The following is a 25547-nucleotide window of genomic DNA, read 5'->3' as shown; positions in this document are numbered from 1 at the left end:
TAGCTGCAAATCCCTCTAGGGCATGACCAAGAAAAAGAGCTTGATCAGTAAAGGCAGATACGAACTCCAGTTTAGGGGCACGCAATGCTTGAACTGTGGCCATCCGTTGGACATGAGCGACAAATATTGTCCCAATTGCTCCCAGGCCAACAGCACCAAAAAGTTGACCCTGAAAGATTTTTTTGATGAATTTTTCTCCGGACTCTTCAATTACGACTCCAGACTTTTAAAAACACTTTCAGCCCTATTATGGCGTCCCGGGCGAATCACCAAGGACTATATTGAAGGTAAACGGGTCTCTTACACCAACCCCTTTCGGTTTTTGTTGAGTCTGGCCTTTATCTATTTTTTGATGTTTGCCTTTAACAATGAATTTTCAAGCTTGGACAAGGCCGCCTCCAGATTCGATGGCAATCTTCTTTCAAGTTCCCCGGTATCCTACAATGTTAAGTCGGGCACCTTCACAACGGATAGCACCAAGCTTAAGGAAGAAACGGCCAAGGTTCTGGAAAAATTGGATTCTTCCCAAGTACGCACCAAAGAGGTGGTCACTGGAATGCACGTTCTGGATTCCCTTGCCAAGGCCACCAATACGGAAGACCAACACAAGGACTCCTTAATGTTGGCCGACCCCACAAAATTCTATGCAGACCTTGAAGCCAAATCAGGAATCAACAATTTCATGGAAAAGGTGGGCTTTTTTTCCAAAATGATCAAACAAGACACCCTGTTCAGTTTTGACGAGACGCAGGCCAAGTATAATGTTAAAAGAACCCCAGGCAACCGAATGGCCTTTAATTCTGCCAATAGCCTATTGAAGGTAATCAGTAGACCGGGGAGCTTTCTGAACGCCTCGATTTCCAGAATGCCCTTTGCCATATTTTTCTTTTTACCACTGTTCACGATCTTCATTTGGTTGGTGTACATCAGAAAAAAATACACCTACACCGATCATCTTATCTTCAGCTTTCACAACCAATCCTTATTATTTATCTTGCTCATCCTAAGCTTGATAATTGACACCATTTTCAATATGTCAAGTGCAGTGCTGTTTATTTTGGTTTTCAGCATATATCTGTACATGGCCATGAAAAGGTTTTACGGGCAGGGAACGTTTAAAACGATTGTCAAATATTTCTTTCTGAACACTATATTTACCATACTGGCATTTATTGCGGTCATTATTCTGTTTACAGGAAGCGTTTTTATGTATTAGAAGTATGTTTACTCAAGTCACTAAAGGAATCAAGGTATCGGTGCAGACCACTTTTGAAGGCACTTTTTTCAAAAACTACAAGATGCACTACGCCTTTGGTTATACCATCACCATAGAGAATCTCAGCAAGGACACCGTACAGCTAACCGCTAGGCATTGGGATATTTTTGATGCCTTAAAAGATATAGAGACCATTGATGGAGAAGGTGTGATCGGCAGAAAACCGGTCATCAAACCCGGCAAATCCCATACCTACAGTTCTGGTTGTCTACTGGCATCACCCATTGGTGCCATGCGCGGCCATTACCAAATGGTAAACTTCACCACTTCCGAAGAGTTTGATGTAGAGGTACCTACATTCAAGTTCTCCGCACCTTTTGCCATAAACTAGGCCCGTTCATTTTTAAAATCGATTTTCCTTTTACTACCTTTGGTGGAATTTTTAATCTCCTAAAAGAAGTATCATGGGAAAAGGATTCTTTCAAGTTCCGACCGCGGTCAATGAACCCATAAAAAGTTATGCGCCAGGCACTCCCGAGCGCGAGGAAGTACTAAAGCAGTACGACGCCTATTATAACGGAAAGGTTGAAGTGCCTCTTTATATAGGTAGCGAAGAAATAAAAACTGGCAACACCAAGCCTATGTCCCCGCCCCACGAGCACCAGCATGTGGTAGGCCATTATCATTTGGCGGAAAAAAAGCATGTGGAGCAGGCCATTTCCAATGGTTTGGAGGCCCGAAAAGCTTGGGCAGACCTTACTTGGGAACAACGTGCCGCCATCTTTTTAAAAGCTGCGGAATTGATTGCCGGCCCGTATCGTGCCAAAATGAATGCCGCCACCATGTTGGCCCAATCCAAAAATATTTTTCAAGCCGAAATTGATTCTGCCTGCGAAATCGTAGACTTCCTACGTTTCAATGTGGAATACATGTCGCAGATCTATTCCGAACAACCCGAGTCCGCCGAAGGTATCTGGAACCGGGTGGAATACAGACCCCTTGAAGGTTTTGTCTACGCCATAACCCCATTCAACTTTACCGCCATTGCCGGGAATTTGCCTGCAAGTGCCGCCATGATGGGCAATGTGGTGGTCTGGAAACCCAGTGACAGTCAAATCTTTTCCGCGAAGGTCATTGTTGATGTCTTCAAGGAGGCAGGTCTTCCTGATGGGGTCATCAATGTGGTCTATGGAGATCCGGTCATGATTTCGGACACCGTACTATCAAGTCCTGATTTTACGGGTATCCACTTTACAGGTTCCACCCATGTGTTCAAAGAATTGTGGAAGCAGATAGGAAACAACATCCACAACTACAAAACCTATCCAAGGATTGTTGGGGAAACCGGAGGAAAGGACTTTATCATCGCCCACCCAACCGCTAAACCTCAACAAGTGGCCACAGCCATTACAAGGGGTGCTTTTGAGTTCCAAGGCCAGAAATGTAGTGCAGCTTCCAGGGTCTATTTGCCCAAATCCACGGCAAATGAAATTTTGGATTTGGTCAAGGCAGATATCGCCTCGTTCAACAAACCTGGTTCTCCTGCCGATATGAGCAATTTCATTACCGCGGTGATCCACGAAGGCTCCTTTGACAAATTGGCCAAATACATTGATCAGGCCAAAGCCGATGCCAATGCGGAAATCATTGCCGGTGGCGGGTACGATAAATCGGTTGGTTATTTTATTGAGCCAACGGTCATTTTAACCACCGACCCCAAGTACACCACCATGTGTACTGAACTTTTCGGACCAGTGGTAACGGTATATATTTATGAGGATGCCGATTGGGGCAAAACCTTGGAATTGGTGGATGGCACATCGGAATATGCATTGACCGGAGCTGTTCTATCAGCAGATCGTTACGCCATTGATGAAGCCACAAAAGCACTGCAAAATTGTGCCGGAAACTTCTATATCAACGATAAGCCCACAGGTGCCGTAGTAGGACAACAGCCTTTTGGAGGAGCAAGAGCTTCTGGAACCAATGACAAGGCAGGTTCCATGCAAAACCTTTTGCGCTGGGTGTCTCCACGACTTATAAAAGAGACCTTTGTAACTCCTGAAGATTATCGCTATCCTTTTTTGGGGTAACTCAATAAATCCATAATTTCATGGCCGCTATACCTCATTTGGAATAGCGGTCTTTTTTTATCCACTAAACCTTAAAACATGCCTAGACCTTACGTATTGGCCGACACCAATTGGAAACACTTAAAAGATGAATCTTTTGACTTGGCCGTTCTACCATGGGCCGCCACCGAAGCCCACAACTACCACTTACCCTATTCCACCGATACCATTGAGGCCACTGCCATTGCCGAAGAATCTGCAAGACTGGCATGGGAACAAGGTTGTAAGGTAATAGCCCTTCCAACAATTCCTTTTGGAGTAAATACCGGTCAATCCGATATTTATTTGGACATGAACCTCAACCCCAGCACCCAATTTGCCATCCTAAAGGATGTCATCACCGTCTTGGAAAGGCAAGGCATACGTAAGTTTATGATTTTAAACAGCCACGGCGGCAACAACTGGAAGGCCATCATTAGGGAATTGGGCCTACTGTTCCCGAACATGTTCCTGTGTACCACCCATTGGCCGGGAATGGCAGAAAAAAAAGAGATATTTGATCATCCTGGTGATCATGCCGATGAAATGGAAACNGGCCTACTGTTCCCGAACATGTTCCTGTGTACCACCCATTGGCCGGGAATGGCAGAAAAAAAAGAGATATTTGATCATCCTGGTGATCATGCCGATGAAATGGAAACCAGCCTTATACTCCATTTGGCCCCTGAATTGGTACTCCCTAAAGAAGATTGGGGAGATGGCGAGGAACTAAAGAACAAAATAAAGGCCTTTTCCGAAGGTTGGGCCTGGACCGAAAGGCCTTGGTCCAAAATCAGTAAAGATACCGGAGTTGGCAATCCCAGTATGGCCACCAAAGAGAAAGGAGAGAAGTTTTTCTCCTTGGTATGCGAGAAAATGAGCCAATTATTTATTGATATTGCCCAAGCCAATGTTAATGATCTTTATGCATAAACATGCACCAAAAATCTAAACATCGAGCATTTTTTCTGGTACCTCCCGAAGTTCAACTGCTGGACTTAACGGGACCAGCGCACCTTTTTTATGAAGCCAAGGACTATGGCATTGAAGTAGAAACCTTTTATTTGAACCTTGAAGGCGATTCGGAGCAAACCTCCAGTGCCGGAGTATCCTTGGGCAACCTTACGCCGTTCCATGCCCATACACTGAAACCGGACGACCTCCTGTTTATTCCAGGACTGGAATCCCATTTGTTCTTTAAACGTGATTTCAAGACAACATATGCGGTTTTTCTTGATTGGCTAAGGGAGCAGTACAAAAACAAGGTTCGAGTTTGTTCCGTCTGCACCGGAGCTTATTTGGTGGCCATGTCCGGTCTTTTTGATGGAAAAAAATGCACTACCCATTGGAGGTATTTGGAAGACTTTCAATCCAGATTTCCTAAAGCACAGGTACTTTCAGACCGCTTGATCGTCCAAGATGGGAACTTGTATTCCAGTGCCGGGGTCTCTTCAGGGATCGATTTAGCTCTTTTTTTGATGGAAGAGCTATTCGGACCCGTATTTACTGCCAAAATTGCCAAAGAGGTAGTCATCTACCTCCGAAGAACTGAAAACGACCCGCAACTCAGTGTTTTTCTACAGTATCGGAACCATATCGATACAAGGGTTCATCAAGTTCAAGATCTGCTGGCCAAAAACCTCAGCATCAAAAGCACCATAGAGGATTTGGCGGATGCCGTACACATGAGTCCAAGAAACCTTACCCGGCTATTTAAAAAAACTACGGGCATTACCATTGGTGACTATTTGGATAAACTACGGGTGGAACGGGCCACCCAACTCCTTTCAACTGGCTCAAAAGTAAGTGCAGTCGCAGAATCCTGTGGGTTGCAAAGCAGTAACCAATTACGGTCTCTTCTAAAAAAACACACCGCCTCCCTCCCTTCCGATTGGAAGGATTGATTGTCCCAATACTGCGGACAGTTGTCCTTTACACCCCCTTTGTTTTGACCTAATTTTGACCAAAATCATTTATCATGAAAAGGTCAATTTTCCTATTCGCAAGTTTTCTAATTTCTTACTTCGCTATGGCCCAAACCTCTCTTTCCACACGAACCAAATACATTTGCCCACCCTGTGGCGCAACATGTGACCAAGAAGTGCATGATGCTCCTGGCGCATGCTCGCACTGTAATATGGTGCTCATTAAAAAAAGTGACTCCAAAACCATTGCCTTTTATCTTCAAGATGGTGTGGAAGTGTTGGATTTTGCAGGCCCTATGGAAGTCTTTGCCTATGCAGGATACCGTGTTTTTACCGTCTCGGCCACCCAAGAGCCCATAAAATCGCAAGGTATCTTAAAAATAATACCCGACTACAGTGTGGAAAATGCACCAGAAGCTGACATTTTAGCTTTTTTCGGAGGAAACTCCAGAGCCGCTTCCCAAAACCCGAAAGTCATTGATTGGATTCAAAAGCAGAAAAATGTACAATACCATTTTTCAGTATGTACCGGGGCTTTTGTCTTGGCGGAAGCCGGTATCTTGAATGGTAAAACGGCCACGACTTTTCATAGTGCTCTTGACAATTTGGAAACAAGCCACCCTCAAATCAATGTACGCAGAAATGTTCGTTTTGTAGATAACGGAAAGGTCATTACCACAGCAGGCATTTCTGCCGGAATAGACGGTGCCTTGCATTTAGTGGCCAAACTACAAGGCCTGAATGCAGCCAAGCGAACCGCATATTACATGGAGTACGACAATTGGAAGTTGGGCGACGGATTGATCCTTTCCAATGACAATCCGTATATCGACAAAAAGCCGTTGGAATTTTTCAAAGATTTTGAAGGTATCTACCAGCACAATAACGATTCAGAATTAAAGCTTGTCTATAACAAAAAGGAAGGCAACCTGAGCGCGGAGATAAATGGGAACTCCTATCCCATATATCATGAGGACCAGGATATTTTTTCCAATATCCAAAATGAGCCTGTTTTTTTCAAAAGGGACGGGAATGGCAAAATCATTGGATATTCACTTTCCGAAAATGGCCCCTTATTTAAAAAGTTATGATATTCAACCGCCTATTTCCTTTTCTCCTCATTGGTGTTTGTTTTTTGCAGTGCATCATTGGTCAAGAGAAGCTATATCGATGCCCTCCCTGTGCCTTCGATTGTCACAAAGAAAGCTACTTCCATCCCGGATTGTGCCCAGTTTGCAACATGGAGCTAATCTTTCAAAAAGAAAGTCAATTTAAAGGCTATGCTATGGAAGAGGCCCAGATACCCAACAATTCCATAATGCTTAATGCCGCTTATTACTCTCCCATAAACCGTGACAGTATAAATGGAGTCTTGATTGTTGTTCATGGGTCTGCTCCTTCGACCTACAATGATGTAAGTTACTATACCGGATTGGGAACACAGTTGGGAATGGCCGTATTGGCTTTCGATAAGAGAGGGGTTAGGGCATCTGGTGGCACATACGAATCTTTCTCTGTGGCACGTAGCAAAGTATGGTTCAACCTTTTAGCTTCTGACGTGTTGGCATGCGTAAACTGGATAAAAGAAAAACCAGAACTCCAAAGAGCCAAGCTAGGTCTATTGGGTGGAAGCCAAGCTGGATGGATCATGCCATTGGCAGCTTCAAAAAGCAAGGCTATTGATTTTATGATCATTGGGGAAGGTGTTGCCGTCTCTGCTGGTGAAGAACACTATTTCAGTCAACTTACGGGAGATGGGGATGAAAGTGGGGTTACCATTGCCAAGGCCCATAAAAAACTTCAGCATTTTGACGGTGAAAAGGGATTTGACCCCAGAAACATTCTAAAGCAACTTGAAACAGATGCGCTTTGGTTTTTAGGAACCAATGACCCCGTAATTCCTGTAGATGCCACAATTGAAGAATTGCATCGCTTAAACAAATCCAACTTTAAAGTGGTAATCCTTCCGCACGGAGACCATAACTTTCTCAACACCCAAACCAATGAGCGTTATGACCTTCTCTCTTATGTAAAACCTTGGTTGATCACTATCGGAATTTTAGAATAATCACCTCACTTTTTAAACTCCAATGCATACCATGATTCATTCAAAACTATTTTTGTTTGCTTTTGTCTTTTTCATATCGATTCTAAACCTTCGGGGACAGAACACAGACCCCATTCAAGAAGGGTCTGGTTATTTTCAAATGGAAGTAGAAAACTTGGATGATACCAGTAAAATAAATGTGTATTATCATAGACCTAAAAACTTCAATCCAGATTCAAAAGTAATCTTGGTGATTCCAGGAGCGGGGAGAAATGCTGATACCTACCGGGATGCTTGGATTGTAAATTCCGAAAAATACAATGTACTGGTTCTCTCCCCCATGTATCCAAAAAGCGAATACGGGTTCGAGGACTATCACCTTGGTGGCATTATACAGAATCTAAATATTTCCGAATGTGTATCATGGGTTGAGGGAACCAATGAAGCTATTTTGGATGAGGACAAACTCGTATACCACATAAATCCTGAAAAAAGAAAATGGCTCTTTAACGATTTTGATGCAATTTTTGATTTTGCCATTACAGCAACTCAATCAAATCAAACTTCCTATGATATTTTTGGGCATTCGGCTGGCGGGCAAATCCTTCACAGGTTCGCCTTGTTCCGCCCCTTTTCAAAAGCAGACCGTATATTGGCTTCCAATTCAGGTTTCTATACGTTGCCTGACTTTGGGTCTCCATTACCATTTGGTCTTAAGAATAGTTCGCTTACTGTTGATGACCTAAAAGCATCATTTGGCAAAAAATTGATTCTTTTCATTGGAGAAATGGACAATGAGAATGAAACGGGAGGTACTTTGTTGCGTTCAAAATCAGCAGACCAACAAGGTTCCCATCGTCTGGAGAGAGCGCAATATTTCTACCAGTTGTCACAAAATAATTCCAAAAAATTAGGTGCGATGTTCAATTGGGAAATTAAGATCGTCCCAAAAATTGGGCATGATTATCGTAAAATGAGTCAAGCAGCCGGCTCATACCTATACGAATAGACTCTTCTTAAATCACTAATTATCAGTGTTTTTAAACTGCATAAAACAAGGTTTGTTTTAAAAATACATGCTTTTGGAAGGTATAAACACACTTCAAATGTAAATTTAACGTTAATTAATTGTAAACTAAACGTAATTTGGTATTTTTGTAGTATAAATCCCATACGATATGAGAAAGCGAATCAATACATGGGTAGAAAACGTGTCCAATAAGTTTGACCGGATTTGGTCAAACGCAAAGACCTATTGCAGAAAGTGCAGGTTGGTCTATGAACGAATGTGGAGCATTTAGTCCTGCCCTTTAAACTTTTGTGGTAAATAGACCACTTTTTTTGTTTCAAAGAAATCTTCTTCGAAGTATTCACTCAAATCAAAGATTTGGACGGTTTTGTAGTCTTTCAATTCCTCTTCCAAGTCGCCCCCTTTTAAATAGAGGATCCCATTCTTACGGGCATGGGCAGAGTCCTTTTTGATTTTTCCCTTGGTCCAATGCACAAAAGTGGGCATGGCGGCCACTGCCCTACTCACAATAAAGTCAAACTGGCCATCCAAATCCTCAACACGGGTATGATGGGCAGTCACATTGTCCAACCCCAGACCCTCCACAACCTCCTGCACCACCTTTACCTTCTTTCCAATGGCATCCACCAAGGTAAACTGGACCTCGGGAAATAGAATGGCCAACGGAATTCCCGGAAAACCGCCACCGGTCCCCACATCCAATATCCGGGAGCCCTCATTGAACGATTGTATTTTTGCTATTCCCAAGGAATGAAGCACATGGCGCAAGTAAAGCTCATCAATATCTTTTCTGGAAACCACATTGATTTTTTTGTTCCAATCCTGGTACAGTGCCTCCAAATCAAGGAAATGCTCTTTCTGCTCATCGGTGAGCGTTGTAAAATATTTGAAGATAAGCTCGATGTTCATCTAAGGTTTGTTAATTTTAGCAAAACTAATACTTTTAAACAGGTTAACACCGTTCTAACATTAAGGTGTTGGGCCCTAACGGTCCATTTGGTTACCTTTGCTAAAATTTTTTTTATGGACAAGACCACCATCCGGTTTTCACGAAAGGATTCTGCACAGTTTTTCAGAACACTGAACAAAAGAGTAAATGAATACTTCAATGAGAATGGCATAAAGAAGACCGGGAACTGGAAACTTCACTTGAAGACGATAGTGATGTTCGCCCTATTTTTGACTCCCTATTTTTTGATTTTAACGTTGAACCTTCCCTTTTGGGCCTATGTTATCCTATCCATTGTCATGGGTGTTGGAATGGCCGGAGTGGGCATGAATGTGATGCACGATGGCAACCATGGTGCATATTCCAATAAAAAATGGGTCAATAAACTCATGGGAAGCAGCATTTACATCTTGGCAGGAAACGTATACAACTGGCAAGTACAACACAATGTACTGCACCATACCTACACTAACATCCATGAGCATGATGAAGATATGGAAGCAGGTAGGATTCTTCGCTTTTCCAAACATGCCGAATGGAAAAAGCACCACAAGTTCCAACACTATTACTCGATTTTCCTTTATGGATTATTGACTTTCAACTGGGCCGTGACCACAGATTTCCAGCAAATGTATCGCTACATGAAGCGTAAATTGAGCTATGGAAAGCTGCCCAACCCCGTAATCAATTGGAGCACCTTGGTCATCACAAAATTGATTTACTTGACCATTTGGATCGTACTCCCCATGATTTTTGGGGGCGTTACGTGGTGGCAAGTACTTTTGGGCTTCTTTATCATGCACTATGTGGCCGGTGTAATTTTGAGCGTGGTATTCCAATTGGCACACATTGTGGACGAAGCCGAAACACCCCTCCCCGATGAGAGCGGGAACATGAAAAACACATGGGCCATACACCAACTCTTCACCACGGTGAACTTCGGTACAAAAAATCGCATAATAAACTGGTTTACAGGCGGCCTGAACCATCAGGTAGAACACCACATCTTCCCCAATATCAGTCACATTCACTACACAAATATTTCTAAAATTGTGAAACAGACTGCACGGGAATTTAATTTGCCTTACAACGAGTATAAAACTACCAGAAAAGCTATAATTTCGCACTTCAAACATTTGAAGGAATTGGGTAAAAACCCAGCACTTCAGTACTAGTAAAATAGCAAAATCAATGAGCAACCACTTATCTGACAGGATTCAGAACATGTCCACGTCGGCCACACTGGCCATGGCTGCAAAAGCCAGGGAGTTACGAAATGAAGGAAAGGATATTATTGGGTTGAGTTTGGGCGAACCGGACTTCAACATCCCCGATTTTATCAAAGAGGCCGCTAAGCAGGCCATTGACGACAATTACAGCAGTTATACCCCAGTGGATGGTTATGCTGAATTAAAAAAGGCTATTTCGCTAAAGTTTAAGCGCGACAACGGCTTGGAGTACGGCCCCAATCAAATTGTGGTGTCCTCAGGAGCCAAACAGTCCCTTTTCAATATCGCCATGGTGGTTTTGAACCCAGGCGACGAGGTAATCTTACCCGCACCGTATTGGGTAAGCTACAGTGATATTGTAAAATTGGCCGAAGGTGTTCCCGTGGAGGTAAAGACCGATATTGATACCGATTTTAAAATGACCTCTGCCCAGTTGGAGGCGGCCATTACCCCAAAAACCCGCATGATCTGGTTCAGCTCACCCTGCAACCCCAGTGGCTCTGTGTACAGCAAAGCCGAACTGGAAGGATTGGCCGAGGTTTTGAAAAAGCATCCAAACATCTATGTGGTTTCCGATGAAATCTACGAACACATCAATTTTGCCGGAGGCCATGTGAGCATTGCCGGTATTGAGGGTATGTACGACCGGACCGTTACAGTAAATGGCGTATCCAAAGCCTTTGCCATGACCGGATGGCGTATTGGATACATCGGTGCTCCCGAATGGATTGCCAAAGGTTGTACCAAACTACAAGGACAGGTGACCAGTGGTGCCAATGCCATTGCCCAGCGTGCCGTTATCACCGCTCTGGAAGCTCCCGTGAGCAAAATCCAGTATATGATCGATGAATTCCACAAAAGAAGAGACCTTGTATTGGGTCTTTTGGGAGAGATTGAAGGGTTTAACTTGAATGTTCCTGAAGGGGCCTTTTATGTGTTTCCGGATATCTCAGCTTTCTTTGGAAAGACCTTGAACGGGACCACCATCAACAATGCTTCTGATTTTGCCCTATACCTTTTGGAGCATGCCAATGTGGCCACGGTTACCGGAGAAGCTTTTGGAAACCCCAACTGCATTCGCATCTCGTATGCAGCATCAGAAAAAGAATTGAAGGAAGCCATTGCAAGAATCAAGGCTGTGGTTTAATTTGATGTCATGCTGAACTTGATTCAGCATCTTATTCATCTGAAAGACTAAGATGAAACCCTGAAACTTATTCAGGGTACAAATCCAGAAAAACAATAAGAATAATAAAAAGCCTCTTGCAGTATCAACATCAAGAGGTTTTTTTTATGTCTTCTTCCAGAAATAAGGGGTAAGGATGATCAAGACCGTAAAAAGCTCCAAACGGCCCAACAGCATTAAAAAGCCACACCACCACTTTCCGGCAGGCGGCAAACTGTTGTAATTGCTCACAGGGTTAAGGTCACCAAAGGCCGGACCTACGTTCCCCAAGGATGAGGCAGCCCCACCTACGGCCGAAACAAAATCCAGCCCTAAAAAGCCCAATACCAAGGAACCAATGATGAACAAAAGCATGTACAGTACAAAAAATGCGATGACATTGTACACGATATGCTCCGTTACTGTCTTTTCATTATAGCGAACCGGAATAATGGCATTGGGATGCAAGGTCCGTTTAAACTCCAAGACCCCATTTTTGATGATGATCAAATGGCGCATCACCTTAATCCCACCAGCCGTGGATCCCGCGGAACCCCCCAAGAACATCAACCCAAAAAAGAAAACGGTCAAAAATGGGGTCCATGAGGTAAAGTCTGCCGTAACAAAACCAGTGGTAGTGATTACAGCGATGACCTGGAACAGGGCATGCCTAAAAGCACTTTCGGCTTCGCCCCAGACCATGGGATGAAAATCGGATACAGGCACATCACCCTTAAAGTAGATGCCCAATGCGGCCAAAATAGAGAAAATCACCACAAAGCCGAAGTAGTATCTAAACTCTTCATCCCTTAAAATACGTTGCACCCGTCCTGTGAACGCAAAATAGCTGAGTACAAAATTGCTTCCGGCCAAGAACATAAAAACAATGGTGATATACTGGATCACAGGTGCGTTGTTCCAATACGCCAAACTGGCGTTTTTGGTAGAAAACCCTCCCGTGGACATGGTGGCCAATGCATGGTTGATGGCATCAAAAAATGTCATTCCCGCCAATTTAAGCAATACGGTTTCCGCAACGGTATATCCAAAATAAATCAACCATAATCGTTTGGCGGTGTCCGTAATCCTAGGATGTAATTTATCTCCGGCCGGACCTGGTGCTTCCGCGGCAAACAACTGCATCCCCCCTATCCCCAAAAGAGGCAGAATGGCAATGGCCAACACAATGATCCCCATTCCCCCGATCCAGTGGGTCAGACTCCTCCAAAGCAAAATTCCTTCGGGAAGGGATTCAATATCGTCCAAAATGGACGCCCCTGTCGTGGTATAGCCGGATATTGTTTCAAAAAAAGCGTCGGTAATGGAAGGTATAGACCCAGAAAAGAGATAGGGAAGCATTCCAGAAATGGACATCACCACCCAACCAAAAGTCACTATAATGTAACCTTCCTTGCGTTTTACTTCCTTTTTGTGCCCGCGGGTATTGAACATGGCCATCATCCCGAAGAGCATGGTCACAATGGCCGCAAGGGTAATATCCAAGGTGGCACCGTCTTTATAAATACCACTGGCAAAGGCTGCCAGAAGCATAAAGGACCCGTTGCAAAGCAACAATAGCCCCATGATGTGAACAATGATTCGTGTATTGAGCCTCATTATAGGAACAGCTTTTCTATCCTTGGGATGGCCTTGGGCAGGCAACAGACCACCACGCGATCTCCTTCCGTAATCCTAAAATCCCCAAGAGCAATGATTCCCTCGCCGTTTCTAATGACCCCACCGATACTGGCTTCCCTTGGGAAGTTCAGTTCTTTGATGATCTCCCCGTTTACCAGTGACGAAGCCTTGACCTCAAACTCCAATATCTCGGCATTTAGGTTGTTCAATCGGGTCAGTGCCAACACCTCTCCTTTTCTTATATAGCGGAATATGCTATTGGCCGCCAACAGTTTTTTATTGATCAACGTATCCACGCCAATGGAATGGGACAACTGAAAATAATCCATGTTCTCCACTAGGGCAATGGTCTTTTTGATGCGCTTGTTCTTGGCTACCAGACAGGACATGATATTGGTCTCGGAATTCCCCGTAACGGCAATGAAGGCATCCATGGATTCCAAACTTTCTTCTTCCAGAAGTTCCACATTTCTACCATCCCCGTTGATGACCAGGGCATGGGGTAGTTCATCGGCAATATCAAAGGCTTTTTCCTTATTTTTTTCGATGAGTTTTACATTGAATTTTTTCGTGCACAGGTCACGGGCCGTTTTGAAGCCCACCTTACTGCCTCCTAAGATCATCACATTTTTAATGTCCTGTTTTTGCATCCCGGTAAGCTTGTAAAGCTCTTCCACCCCCTTGTCCGAGGTAATGAAATACACTTGGTCTCCCTCTTTGAACACGGTATCCCCACGGGGAATCAAGGTAAACTGCGTTCCCATTCGTTGTAGGGCGATGGGCATAAAGTGAAGTTCGGGAAAAATCCTAGCGGCCTCTTTCACCATTTTCCCCACAAACGGGGCCGTTCTGGGCAAAATCACCCCGAACATGGTCAACAGCCCCCCTTCAAACTCGTAGGTATCGTTGAACGCCGATTGGTTCAGCATGAGCTGGATTTCCATAGCGGCCAATCGTTCGGGCGATATCAACTCATCAATACCCAGCTCCTCGAACTTAATGAGTTCACGGTTATCCATGAACTCCGTATTGGAAATACGGGCTATGGTCCTTTTGCACCCCAACTGCTTTGCTAAAAAACAAAGGGTAATGTTGGTGGTTTCGGAGGAGGTAACCGCAATTACCAAATCTGAACCGTCCACTTGAGCATCCCGAAGTACTTGCACGGAAGTGGCATCACCACGAAGCACCCGTATATCCAAATGATTATCGGCATAGGTCAAGCTCTCCTTATCTGGATCAATCAACGTAATATCCTGCGCTTCATAGGACAAAAGTTTTGCCAAATGGAACCCTACCTCACCAGCACCTGCAATAATGATTTTCATTGATTGGAATAAGATGTGTTGTTAAATCGATTCAATTTGTGCCCTGTATTTGACACAAAGAATAGTGACCGTGGCCTAAAAGACATATTCTTAAGATAATACGGAAAAAGTTCCCCGTTTCCCGGCAAAATTACACAAATATTTTTGTACGCCTCCCATAAGGTGAAATTGTATATTTGCCAGCAAAATAAGGAGATGTCAAAAAAAGTTACGCCTTACAAGGAATCTGAATTGGGAAAAAAGGAGCAGGTTCGGCAAATGTTCGACACTATTTCTGGTGATTATGACGGTTTGAACCGTGTAATTTCCTTCGGAATAGACCTAAAATGGCGCAAACGGATGGTAAAGCTTCTGGCGGCCAAAAAACCCAAAACCCTCTTGGACATCGCTACGGGTACAGGTGATTTGGCCATTGCCATGATGGGAACTGGAGCTGAAAAAATCATCGGATTGGACATTTCTCCCGGCATGTTGGAAGTGGGAAAGACCAAAATCAAGGAAAAAAACCTCCAAGACAGCATTGAAATGATCGTGGGCGATAGTGAAAATCTGCCTTTTGACGACCAAAGTTTTGATGCGGTCACGGTAGGCTTCGGTGTCCGCAATTTTGAAGATTTAGAAAAAGGCCTACAAGAAATCCACCGAGTGCTAAAACCCGGAGGCATATTAATGATCTTGGAAACTTCCGTGCCAACAAAAACTCCTTTTAAACAAGGGTACAATATCTATTGCAAATACATTTTACCAACTATAGGCAAGCTCTTTTCCAAAGACCGATCGGCCTATGCCTACCTCAGCGAATCGGCATCTGTTTTTCCACATGGGGAGGCTTTCAACAATATTTTGGCCAAAATTGGGTTTATAGGAGTAGAGAACAAACCCCAGACATTTGGAGCAGCTTCCATTTATGTCGCTACAAAATAGTTTGATGAAAAACATCTTTCTTCTGTTTGGCCTGCTTATGCTGGCATGCCCAACCTCCTCGGCACAGTTTAGGGAAGACCCCATACTCAACCTTCAAAACGAGGACAAAAAGTTTTTGAACTGGGGATACTACCTCGGTTTCAACCAATACGATTTTCAATTTGAGTACAAAAACGATATTGGCCGGGACATCTTGGTAGAGAAAAGTTTTGGATTCAATGTTGGACTTATCGGCGAAATGCGCATCAATGAGTTTTTGGATGCCCGTTTTGAGCCCGGCTTATTGTACACCTCAAGAAATTTGGGCTTTCCCGGTTTTACCACACAAGCCGACGCCATCCGTGAGGTCCGCTCCACCTATATCCGTTTTCCCTTATTGATCAAGGCCAGTACCCGTCGCATTGGTAACTGGAAACCTTTTATCACAGGAGGCGTGTACACCTCCATGAACTTGGGGAGCAAGGAAGATAGTTTGGACGACAACAGCAGCGGGGAGTTTCGGATGAAAAAAAATGTGTATGGGTACGAACTAGGGTTCGGTATCGACATTTATACAGAATACTTCAAATTTTCGCCCTCCATACGTGGCGTCTTTGCCCTAACGGATGAATTGGTCCCCGACGAAGACCCCAACAGTCCTTGGACCGGGAATATCAATGCCATGCGCACCCGGGGCATCTTTATCAATTTCACTTTTGAATAGGGTTGGATAGTTGGATAGTGAAGTTCAAAAAAATCCAAGAATCCACGAATCCAATCATCTTCTGATTTCATTGAGAAGAATGGCCGTGGCCGTGGCAACGTTCAGACTTTCGGTTGTGGTTTTTCCATATTGGGGAATGGAAATACGCGTAGTGACCAATCCACTAACAGCTTCAGAAATTCCATTGGCCTCGTTGCCCATCACCAAAACTCCTTTGGAGGGTAATTTTTGCTGATATACCGAGTCGCCATCCATAAAAGCACCATAAACAGGCAATGCCGTTTCTTCCAAATAGGCTCCCAAGTCCATGTAAGCCATATTGACCCGGGCTATGGAACCCATGGTGGCCTGTAGTACCTTGGGGTTAAAACAATCCACGGTATCTTGGGAACAGACCAAATGCGGTATCCCAAACCAGTCGCACAACCGTATAATGGTCCCTAAATTGCCCGGATCCCGAACGGCGTCCAAGGCAACCACCCAATCTGCCCCATCAACGGGTTTTGGAACGGGGATATGGAAAACGCCCAACACCCCATTGGGAGTGGACAGGCTACTCATTTGTTTCAATATGGTACTCGACACCAATTCCGGATTGTTAAAATCCGTTCCTTTTTCAACCTCATCCACAAACAGCCCAAAGGGCTTCAAGCCTGCGTTCAACAGCTCCGAAACCGTCTTTTCCCCTTCCACAACAAACAAACCGTGTTGAGTTCGGTACTTTTTTTGCTTTAGGTTTACAACTAGTTTAATTTGGTTTTTTGTAACCATCTAAATCGTGTATTTTTGGCGTCTATGAGGGGTTCTTTAGGTCTAATGCGCAACGTGACAAAAATAGGGTTATTGTTGCTTATATTGAGTGCGGCTGGTTGCAATACCCTTAAAAAGGTGGGAGATGATGAATTATTGCTCACCAAGAACTCCATTTATGTGGATGAGGAAAAGGTAAGCGATAGTGAAATCAAAGGCCTTATTTCCCAAAAACCCAACAGTAACGTCCTTGGATACCCCCTGCGCCTCAACCTCTATAATTTGGCCAAGGAAAATCCAGATTCTTCTTTTCAAGATTGGCTCCACCGCAAGGAAAAAAGGGAAAAAAGATTGAACAATCTCCTTTCCCAAAAACAGGTGAACCGTCTTCAGGAATCCTTTATTGTAAAAGGAGCCAGTGATTTTCTAAAACGGATCGGGGAACCTCCCGTAGTCATAGATACCGCACTTACCCGAAAATCGGTGGAAAGGCTGGAGGCGTATTACAGGAGCAAAGGGTATTTCAACAATTCGGGAAACTATGGCATCCTCGAAGGAAAAAGAAAAAAAAGGGCCGAGTTGGAATATAAACTCAATCTAGGAAAACCCTTTATCATTGACACCGTCCAAAAAAATATAACCTCCCCGGAACTGGATTCCATTTACGATGCATCATTGGATCTTACCTTGGTCAAAGAAGGCGATCAATTTGACCTGACCAACTTTAACCAAGAACGGGAACGATTGACCGCTTTGTTCCGAAACTCCGGGGTCTACAATTTTCAGGAAAGTTCCATCAGTTACGATATTCTTCGTGACACCACCCAACTGGCCGATGACCAATTGATGGACGTACAACTGAACATCAAAAAATTCAGAAGCACCTCGGACAGTACGGATGTCAACAGCCCGTATAGAATCCATCGACTTAAAAAAATAAATATCTATGCCGATTATGTAATCGGCGGAGAAACCGATTCGCTGCAATCCTTGGAATATGACAACTACACTATTTATTACAAGGACAGGCTCAGGTATAACCCCAAAGCATTGACCGACGCTATCTTTTTCCAAAAAGACAGCATTTACAGGGATCTGGACCGCATTCGCACCTACCGACAGATCACCAACCTGAACACATTCAAATATCCGAACATTGAATTTATTCCAGACACCACCCAAAACCAACTGATTTCCAATGTGTATTTGGCGCCAAGGCCCAAGTTTTCATTGAACCTCGACTTTGATGTGACCCACTCCAACATACAACAGGTGGGTACCGCATTCAGTACATCGGTCATTACAAGAAACGTTTTTGGCGGGGCAGAAACCCTGAACATTTCCGCAAGGGGTTCCATAGGCCTGTTGAGCGACGCCTCCCTCTTCTCCGACGAACCGTTTACCTCGGAGCTTGGTGGTGATGTGAACATTACCTTCCCCAGGATTTGGTTCCCGTTCAATACGGAGAAAATCATTCCATATTATATGCTTCCGCAAAGTAGGCTATCGGCAGGTACCAACTTCCAACGAAACATAGGGTTGGACAAACAGTCCCTGAATTCCATCCTATCCTACAATTGGTCTCCATCGACCCAATTAAAACACAATGTGGAATTGTTGAATGTGGAATTTGTGCGGAACACCAACCCGGACAATTTCTACAATGTATATCGAAATACCTATAGAAATCTGGACAATATAGCCGATGCCTTTGACCAAGACCCAGAATTTGCAGATTTCTTTAAGGAAGTGGACAATGAGGATGACCCATTTGAGTTAAACATCCCCGAAGGGGCCAATGGTTTTGTAGGGGCTGTCTTGAATAATGAAATACCCTTGGATTCCGAAGAGTTCAATGAAGTAAACCGTATAGAGGAACGTCGACAGCGATTGACGGAAAACAACCTCATCTTTGCCTCCAACTATACCTTTTTCAAAAATAGCCGGGTTGACATCAACGACAACAACTTCTATCAGTTCAGGGTAAAACTGGAAGGAGCCGGGAATTTGCTTTCACTACTGTCCAATGTGGTCCCGTACAACAAAAATGACCGAGATCAACTTTTGGTATTCAGCGTTCCCTTTTCCCAATATCTCAAAACAGAGGTTGATTTTATACGACACTGGGATGTGGATGACTCCAAGGTCATTGCCTTCAGGAGCTTTTTTGGCCTTGCGGTCCCTTATGGAAATTCGGACAACATACCCTTTGTACGAAGCTACTTTGGTGGGGGCTCTAACGACAACCGGGCTTGGAACGCCTATGAGTTGGGCCCTGGAAAGACCAATAACCTCAATGACTTCAACGAAGCCAACCTAAAACTTGCACTGAACCTGGAATATCGGTTTCCCATTGCCGGGGATGTAAAGGGTGCTTTATTTGCCGATGCGGGGAACATTTGGAACGTATTTGACAACGAGGACAACCCCGATGCCATCTTTACCGGCTTCTCCTCCTTGGCCGATATTGCCTTGGGTACAGGTCTGGGACTTCGCTACGATTTCACCTATTTTGTGTTCAGGTTGGATGTGGGATTCAAGGCCTACGACCCGGCCCGGCAGGGGTCAGACCGTTGGTTCAGTGGATACAACCTGAAAAATGCCGTTTTCAACATAGGGATCAATTATCCTTTCTAGAGTAAATATTTTAGGCAACGATATACTTGTGTAACCTTTGAAAGTTGATTGCTAGTTACTTTCAAATGCAAAGATAATATATGAAGTGAGTTCGTCTATACAAATGCATACATCAACACAATGAACTAATGGACTATTTTCTGATTTTTGGATTATGTCCATTTTTTGGTTACTAGATTAAATTTTCATTCCCTAAATATATATATGTAATGTGTGGAGGAAACATTTACATAGATAAATAGTGAATTTCTGATAGGATTATATAATCTTCATATATACAGTATTTTATAGTTATTTTCAATCACAAATGTTTTTCGTGTTAAAACTCAACTTATTAACGATCGTGTGTTGATAACATATTCTTTATGTTTTTGTGTTGTTTTGTTTAGATCTCTTAATTTTACGTTACTGAATCTATAATGTGATGAATAAGACAATAGAAGATGCTATTAGGCAACTTGAAGAAGAGATTTTATCGAAGCAGGCGGCTCTAAGGGAGTTGAAGCGTATGACGGGGGTACATTATGGCTCTAATAGCTACAATGAAAGTGATGTGGTTGCTGAAAAGGAATCTTCCTTAAATAAGGACTTCCCTATTGATGGTAGAAAAGATCAAAAAATAATGTACCTGTTTAATTATGTCATATCTAATGGGGTCAGAATGTCAGATTTACAAGAGTTTTTCAATCAGCACAATAAAGAATATGAGAAGGTCTCAAATGTTGTGAGAAGACTTAAAGATGGTGGAGAATTGGTTGCTATTAAATACAATAATCAAAATAAGTTGACTTTTTGGGGTTTGCCTGAGTGGGTAAATAAAGATGAGCAGGATTTTAAATCTGACTTTGCACCGAAAAGAGATTTACTTCCTATAAAAATAACGTCTCATGAAATTATTTTGACAAAAGATGAAGAAGAAAAAACAAGCCTCTTGTGAAAGAGGCTTAATGTTCAAGGGAAAAGAAGTTATGTTTTGCTCGTCCAAAATTTTCTTGGGTCCAAACCAAGAAAGTGTAGTTAAACTAAGCTTCCGAATCGGCCTCCAAAACCGATTCCCCTTTTTTTTAAAATATAGCGACGGGGGCTGAAGACTGTCTCATTAGCAGTAGTCGTGGGCCCTATCCCACTCTTAAGCCGAGTTTAGTAGACTCAACCCGTCAAGATTTCATTGGTCAGTCCTATTGGAAATACCGTCAACATACCAAGTTGGAAACTGGTTTCCAGTAGGGCTTTCTTAATACAAATATAAAGATAATAATGACTCGATCAAAGCGGACGTAAATTATTACGTATCATTTTTCACTATTTTGGTCAAAATTTCCTTGAACTTAGGTTTGTCCTTGTCAATGGTTACATCCTCTTTGGGGCGCTTAATATCCTCTTTCTTCTTTTTCTCTTTCACCGATTAATGTTTTATAATCCAGCCTTTTTGAACTGTTGGCGAGGCAAACATCAAATTTTGAACCCTCAGACAATTCGCGGTTGTTGTACCTAAAGGTAAACTCATTCACGTATTTATCCAAATGTTTTGGACTTACTTGGTGATAGATGCCATTGATTCCCCTTTTGAACAAAGACCAGAAGTTCTCAATACTATTGGTGTGGACAGTTCCATTGACATATTCGCTTGCATTGTGCTTCACGTATTTATGGTTGTAATCGGTCGCCAATGCTCTATATGGCCAATATTCATCGGTATATACATTCGCTCCATCAGCCACCTTTTCTCTCATAATTGGGATAATGGTAGCGCGTTGGGTATTATCAACTGGAATGGCGTATACTTTTCCATTTCTTTGTAGAATACCGAGAACTGGAGATTTGGTCTTTACGCTTCTTCCTTGCGTTCCCTTTACCCTTTTATTTTTGTGCTTATTGGATTGTTTCCCTCCCAAATATGTCTCGTCCAATTCCACTTCACCGTCAAATACTTCTTTATGGTCTGGGTTATAGGTTTCACGTATGCGCTGTAAAACGAACCATGCCGTCTTTTGGGTAATCTTTAGGTCACGGGCCAATTGGTGGGAGGACACCCCTTTTTTATGTGCTGTAACAAGGTAAATGGCTATGAACCATTTGCGTAATGATAGTTTGCTATCGTGGAATATTGTTCCAACCTTTACTCCAAACTGTTTTTTACAACCATAGCACTTGTACCTCCTTGTCTTTCCATTAAGATACTTTACATTTTCAGATTGACAATATGGGCATGTTGGCTGTCCGTTCCATTTGATAACTGCCAAATATTCCTCACACTTTTCCTCGGTTGTGAAGTAGTCCAATAAGTCGAATAAACTATCGAAATCACGTAAATCTTTTGTTGTCTGGCACATATCCTAAAATCTTATACGTAAATATATACGTATTATTTTACATGTACAAATATTTTTGTAAATATTTCCGTAATTATTTACATTTGGATATGATTCGAGACCTTAAGGCATTATATACGGCAGTGGTGGACAATGAGGTTGTCCTGTTCGAGACAAATCTTAAGCTTTTCGTTGAAAAATTGAACAAGATGGAACCTAGCTCAAGGAACTACCAATATTACTACCGACAGTTCCAGAAGAAAAAGCTATTGACACAGGAGTTGGGTAGCAAGAAATACCATATACAGGAATTGATGTAGGCGGTTATGTGTATGATCCCGCAGGTAATTCAACGAATATTGGTAATTATTTAGCTAATAATGTGTTAAAAGGTGTAATAATTAGCGTTATTGTACGTCTTAATAGTGTAGATAAGCTATGTCTAACAATGTTAAAGTTAGTGGTATAGTTATTGATATTATAAAAACATAACGTATTATTGTCTGTAACTAACACGTCAATTACCTCTAAGAAATGTTCCTTACTGTTAACCCTGGACATATCATTGAGCCTGTAGAAAGGCATAAAAGCCTAAGTGCTTTTGTGGCATCTAGATTAAAAAGGGTTATTGATTCATGGTACAAAAAAATTGTAAGTGATTTAATAACTGATTTAGATTCTGCAATTTTAGCAATAGAGGGAGGTATGCCTAGAATTGAGGATTTATCAATTGAGCAAGCCAAAGAATTATCTGTACGAAACTCTGATGCGATAGATCGCTTAGATAAAATAGCTATAAAGTTTTCCCATATTAATTTTTTTGAAAATGATGAGATTAAAAATAAAATGAAGTATTTACAAAAGTGTCTGTATCGTATGGACGCTAAACTTCATAAAAAAATCTATAAAGAATCTGAAAAAATTTCTACCCCCGAAGAGTTGCTTGATGGAGTAATTTCATTGAACTCAAATTACTCTAAAACGGGAAAAATCAATGGCTTATAATAGAGGCGACATTGTAGAAGTTTATTTTGACCTTCCTTACTCGAAAGAGACAAAATTACATCCTTCCGTAATTATATCTAATCAAGACGTGTATGATGCAGATGAAATATATATCTGTGCAATGATTACATCTTCTGACCAAACAGATCAGTTTTCATTTAAAATAACTGATGATATGTTGGTCAACAAATCCAAGAAGATCACCGGTCAAGTTAGATGTCATTTGGTCACATACATAAAAGAAAGTCACGTATTCAATGGGAGAGCATTAAATTCAATGAAACAACATGCGGTAAATAGACTAGTTGAAAGAATTAGTGAAGTTTCGTTGAGCGAAGATGAAGATTGATTTTTTTAAAAAACCTGATTGTTAAGTACTTAAAACCAAACCATAGATTTTCTCTATTTTCCGTGGTTACACAAGTATATCGTTGCCATATTTTATTACTTTTGTGGCCTGACTCAACTTAATAATCGTAATCAACAAAAATTATGTCCCATAATATTAAGCCTGGTGTTGCAACCGGTGATGAAGTACAAGCAATTTTTAACCACGCAAAAGAAAACGGTTACGCCCTTCCGGCAGTGAACGTGATCGGGTCCAATACCATAAATGCCGTATTGGAAACAGCCGCATCACTAAACTCTCCCGTTATTATACAATTTTCCAACGGCGGAGGCCAGTTCAATGCAGGAAAAGGACTTTCCAACGAAAACCAGAGAGCTGCCATCTTAGGAGCTGTTTCCGGAGCCAAGCATGTACATCAGTTGGCCGAAGCCTACGGTGCCACCGTAATTCTTCACACAGACCACTGCGCCAAAAAACTATTGCCTTGGGTAGATGGGCTTTTGGATGCCAGTGAGGAACATTTCAAGGCTACTGGAAAATCCTTGTTCAGCTCCCACATGATCGACCTTTCCGAAGAACCCATTGAAGAGAACATTGAAATTTGCAAGACCTATTTGGAGCGTATGAGCAAAATGGGGATGACCTTGGAGATTGAACTGGGAATTACCGGAGGTGAAGAAGATGGTGTGGACAATAGCGATGTGGATGATTCCAAACTCTACACCCAGCCCGAAGAAGTGGCATACGCCTATGAAGAACTGTCCAAGGTAAGCCACAGGTTCACCATAGCCGCTGCCTTTGGTAATGTTCACGGGGTATACAAGCCGGGGAACGTAAAATTGACACCCAAGATCTTGAAGAATTCCCAAGAATACATCACCAAAAAATATGGTGTTGAGGAAAACCATATCGATTTTGTATTCCACGGAGGTTCCGGTTCCACTTTGGAGGAAATCAGGGAAGCCATTGGATATGGTGTTATTAAAATGAATATTGACACCGATTTGCAATATGCATTTTTGGAAGGGGTACGGGACTATGTCCAAGAAAAATCAGCTTATCTTCAAGCACAAATCGGAAATCCTGAAGGAGATGACCAGCCCAACAAAAAATTCTACGATCCCAGAGTATGGCTTCGTGAAGGGGAGAAGACTTTTTCAAACCGTTTGAAAAAAGCCTTTGAGGATTTGAACAATGTAAACACCCTATAAGACTTTCGTTTAACTTAATTTTGATTGCATGTCGTCTTGGTTCAAAAGAAAGGAAAAAGGAATACAGACCACTACCGAGGAAAAAAAGGACACGCCCAAGGGGTTATGGTATAAATCCCCTACCGGAAAAATTGTAGAGTCCGAAGACCTCGCCAAAAACTTCTATGTCAGTCCCGAGGATGATTACCATGTTAGGATCGGCAGCAAGGAATACTTTGAGATTCTGTTTGATGACAACAAGTTCAAGGAACTTGATGCCAACATGACCTCCAAGGACCCTTTGAAGTTTGTGGACACCAAAAAATATTCCGATCGTTTAAAGACCGTACAGCAGAAAACGGGGCTTAAGGATGCCGTTCGTACCGCTGTGGGAAAATCCATGGGCAAGGATATTGTCATTGCCTGTATGGACTTCGGTTTTATTGGAGGATCCATGGGTAGTGTGGTAGGAGAAAAGATTTCCCGAGCCATAGATGAGGCCAAAAAGAAGAAAATCCCATTCTTGATGATTTCAAAGTCAGGAGGGGCCCGTATGATGGAAGCCGCGCTCTCCCTTATGCAATTGGCAAAGACCTCGGCTAAGTTGGCCCAATTGGCCGAAGCCAAAATACCCTATATATCATTATGTACCGACCCCACCACGGGAGGAACCACAGCTTCTTACGCCATGCTGGGGGACATTAACATAGCGGAACCCGGTGCCTTGATAGGTTTTGCCGGACCCCGGGTAGTAAAGGACACGGTAGGAAAAGACCTTCCCGAAGGCTTCCAGACCTCGGAGTTTTTGAAAGAACATGGGTTCTTGGATTTCATCTCCCATCGCAGGGACTTGAAAAAGAAAGTAAATCAATATATAGACTTGATCACCAATCAACCCATAAGAAAATAAAAAAATCCCCGAGTTCGGGGATTTTTTTTATTTTTACTATATGCATTGCGCATAATATTTTCTTCAGCCTCATCAATCCTGATAATGTCCAGCTATCATTGGATTGGATAATCTATAAGTATTGAAATA

General features: G+C 42.7%; 24 protein-coding genes. 19 read left to right on the top strand and 5 right to left on the bottom strand.

Annotated elements, in window-relative coordinates; translation table 11 throughout:
- Positions 1-22 precede the first annotated feature (22 nt).
- From ACPD8L_RS16195 to ACPD8L_RS16160, 8 genes are all read left to right on the top strand, one after another.
- Positions 23-1216, top strand: coding sequence for a DUF3667 domain-containing protein (locus ACPD8L_RS16195; RefSeq protein ID WP_116217440.1), 1194 nt, complete (start codon positions 23-25; stop codon positions 1214-1216).
- 4 nt (positions 1217-1220) lie between these two features.
- Entirely contained in the window at positions 1221-1607 is a 387-nt protein-coding gene (apaG, locus tag ACPD8L_RS16190) for a Co2+/Mg2+ efflux protein ApaG (RefSeq protein WP_116217439.1), read from the top strand.
- A gap of 73 nt (positions 1608-1680) precedes the next feature.
- Positions 1681-3309: an L-glutamate gamma-semialdehyde dehydrogenase gene (pruA, locus tag ACPD8L_RS16185; protein ID WP_293302632.1), complete on the top strand. Its 1629-nt coding sequence runs from the start codon at positions 1681-1683 to the stop codon at positions 3307-3309.
- A 78-nt stretch (positions 3310-3387) separates the two neighbouring features.
- Complete coding sequence (locus ACPD8L_RS16180; RefSeq protein WP_423944608.1) at positions 3388-4260, top strand: creatininase family protein; 873 nt, start codon at positions 3388-3390, stop codon at positions 4258-4260.
- A 2-nt stretch (positions 4261-4262) separates the two neighbouring features.
- Positions 4263-5231: a GlxA family transcriptional regulator gene (locus tag ACPD8L_RS16175; RefSeq protein ID WP_423944606.1), complete on the top strand. Its 969-nt coding sequence runs from the start codon at positions 4263-4265 to the stop codon at positions 5229-5231.
- Positions 5232-5305: 74 nt separating this feature from the next.
- Complete coding sequence (locus ACPD8L_RS16170; protein ID WP_423944603.1) at positions 5306-6343, top strand: DJ-1/PfpI family protein; 1038 nt, start codon at positions 5306-5308, stop codon at positions 6341-6343.
- Positions 6344-6492: 149 nt separating this feature from the next.
- The gene (locus ACPD8L_RS16165; protein WP_423944601.1) at positions 6493-7320 is read left to right on the top strand and encodes an alpha/beta hydrolase family protein; all 828 of its coding nucleotides are present in this window, start codon (positions 6493-6495) and stop codon (positions 7318-7320) included.
- 31 nt (positions 7321-7351) lie between these two features.
- Positions 7352-8308, top strand: coding sequence for a hypothetical protein (locus ACPD8L_RS16160; RefSeq protein ID WP_423944599.1), 957 nt, complete (start codon positions 7352-7354; stop codon positions 8306-8308).
- 288 nt (positions 8309-8596) lie between these two features.
- Here the strand turns inward: ACPD8L_RS16160 and rsmG are convergent, their stop codons facing one another.
- The gene (gene rsmG, locus ACPD8L_RS16155; RefSeq protein ID WP_423944596.1) at positions 8597-9238 is read right to left on the bottom strand and encodes a 16S rRNA (guanine(527)-N(7))-methyltransferase RsmG; all 642 of its coding nucleotides are present in this window, start codon (positions 9236-9238) and stop codon (positions 8597-8599) included.
- A 114-nt stretch (positions 9239-9352) separates the two neighbouring features.
- Between rsmG and ACPD8L_RS16150 the strand changes: the two genes are divergently transcribed.
- Together ACPD8L_RS16150 and ACPD8L_RS16145 are read left to right on the top strand one after the other, a co-directional pair.
- Entirely contained in the window at positions 9353-10453 is a 1101-nt protein-coding gene (locus ACPD8L_RS16150; RefSeq protein ID WP_116217432.1) for a fatty acid desaturase family protein, read from the top strand.
- Between the two features lie 16 nt (positions 10454-10469).
- Complete coding sequence (locus tag ACPD8L_RS16145; protein WP_423944593.1) at positions 10470-11654, top strand: pyridoxal phosphate-dependent aminotransferase; 1185 nt, start codon at positions 10470-10472, stop codon at positions 11652-11654.
- A gap of 144 nt (positions 11655-11798) precedes the next feature.
- Here ACPD8L_RS16145 and ACPD8L_RS16140 read toward each other — a convergent pair whose 3' ends face one another.
- On the bottom strand, positions 11799-13289 hold the full coding sequence (locus ACPD8L_RS16140) for a TrkH family potassium uptake protein (protein WP_421808870.1): 1491 nt from the start codon (positions 13287-13289) through the stop codon (positions 11799-11801).
- Positions 13289-14638 carry a Trk system potassium transporter TrkA gene (trkA, locus tag ACPD8L_RS16135; protein WP_116217429.1) on the bottom strand — a complete coding sequence of 450 codons (1350 nt, stop codon included), beginning with the start codon at positions 14636-14638 and terminating at the stop codon, positions 13289-13291. Before trkA ends, ACPD8L_RS16140 begins: the two co-directional genes overlap by 1 nt.
- 195 nt (positions 14639-14833) lie before the next feature.
- On the opposite strand from trkA, the gene ubiE reads away from it, so the two are divergent.
- Together ubiE and porT are read left to right on the top strand one after the other, a co-directional pair.
- On the top strand, positions 14834-15562 hold the full coding sequence (gene ubiE, locus ACPD8L_RS16130) for a bifunctional demethylmenaquinone methyltransferase/2-methoxy-6-polyprenyl-1,4-benzoquinol methylase UbiE (protein WP_423944589.1): 729 nt from the start codon (positions 14834-14836) through the stop codon (positions 15560-15562).
- Between the two features lie 4 nt (positions 15563-15566).
- The gene (gene porT, locus ACPD8L_RS16125; RefSeq protein WP_116217677.1) at positions 15567-16265 is read left to right on the top strand and encodes a type IX secretion/gliding motility protein PorT/SprT; all 699 of its coding nucleotides are present in this window, start codon (positions 15567-15569) and stop codon (positions 16263-16265) included.
- Positions 16266-16319: 54 nt separating this feature from the next.
- Here the strand turns inward: porT and ACPD8L_RS16120 are convergent, their stop codons facing one another.
- A complete protein-coding gene (locus ACPD8L_RS16120) occupies positions 16320-17036 on the bottom strand; it encodes a TrmH family RNA methyltransferase (RefSeq protein WP_423944586.1) in 717 nt (238 codons plus the stop codon).
- Between the two features lie 72 nt (positions 17037-17108).
- On the opposite strand from ACPD8L_RS16120, the gene tamL reads away from it, so the two are divergent.
- The gene (tamL, locus tag ACPD8L_RS16115) at positions 17109-19652 is read left to right on the top strand and encodes a translocation and assembly module lipoprotein TamL (protein ID WP_423944584.1); all 2544 of its coding nucleotides are present in this window, start codon (positions 17109-17111) and stop codon (positions 19650-19652) included.
- A 424-nt stretch (positions 19653-20076) separates the two neighbouring features.
- Positions 20077-20589 (top strand): hypothetical protein, encoded by a 513-nt coding sequence (locus ACPD8L_RS16110; protein WP_423944582.1) that lies wholly within the window; start codon positions 20077-20079, stop codon positions 20587-20589.
- 433 nt (positions 20590-21022) lie between these two features.
- On the opposite strand, the gene ACPD8L_RS16105 is transcribed toward ACPD8L_RS16110, so the two are convergent.
- On the bottom strand, positions 21023-21985 hold the full coding sequence (locus tag ACPD8L_RS16105) for an IS1595 family transposase (protein ID WP_423944579.1): 963 nt from the start codon (positions 21983-21985) through the stop codon (positions 21023-21025).
- An 89-nt stretch (positions 21986-22074) separates the two neighbouring features.
- Between ACPD8L_RS16105 and ACPD8L_RS16100 the strand changes: the two genes are divergently transcribed.
- From ACPD8L_RS16100 to accD, 5 genes are all read left to right on the top strand, one after another.
- Complete coding sequence (locus ACPD8L_RS16100) at positions 22075-22284, top strand: hypothetical protein (protein WP_423944576.1); 210 nt, start codon at positions 22075-22077, stop codon at positions 22282-22284.
- 214 nt (positions 22285-22498) lie between these two features.
- A complete protein-coding gene (locus ACPD8L_RS16095; RefSeq protein WP_423944574.1) occupies positions 22499-22969 on the top strand; it encodes a hypothetical protein in 471 nt (156 codons plus the stop codon).
- Complete coding sequence (locus tag ACPD8L_RS16090) at positions 22959-23318, top strand: type II toxin-antitoxin system PemK/MazF family toxin (RefSeq protein WP_423944571.1); 360 nt, start codon at positions 22959-22961, stop codon at positions 23316-23318. Before ACPD8L_RS16095 ends, ACPD8L_RS16090 begins: the two co-directional genes overlap by 11 nt.
- 143 nt (positions 23319-23461) lie before the next feature.
- Positions 23462-24529 (top strand): class II fructose-bisphosphate aldolase, encoded by a 1068-nt coding sequence (fbaA, locus tag ACPD8L_RS16085; RefSeq protein ID WP_116217425.1) that lies wholly within the window; start codon positions 23462-23464, stop codon positions 24527-24529.
- A 28-nt stretch (positions 24530-24557) separates the two neighbouring features.
- The gene (gene accD / locus ACPD8L_RS16080; RefSeq protein WP_116217424.1) at positions 24558-25418 is read left to right on the top strand and encodes an acetyl-CoA carboxylase, carboxyltransferase subunit beta; all 861 of its coding nucleotides are present in this window, start codon (positions 24558-24560) and stop codon (positions 25416-25418) included.
- Positions 25419-25547 lie beyond the last annotated feature (129 nt).

This window comes from Flagellimonas algicida (assembly GCF_049629585.1).
Taxonomy (GTDB): domain Bacteria; phylum Bacteroidota; class Bacteroidia; order Flavobacteriales; family Flavobacteriaceae; genus Flagellimonas.
The sequence above is the reverse complement of the archived record's forward strand: the minus strand, read 5'-3'. Positions and strand labels throughout refer to the sequence as shown.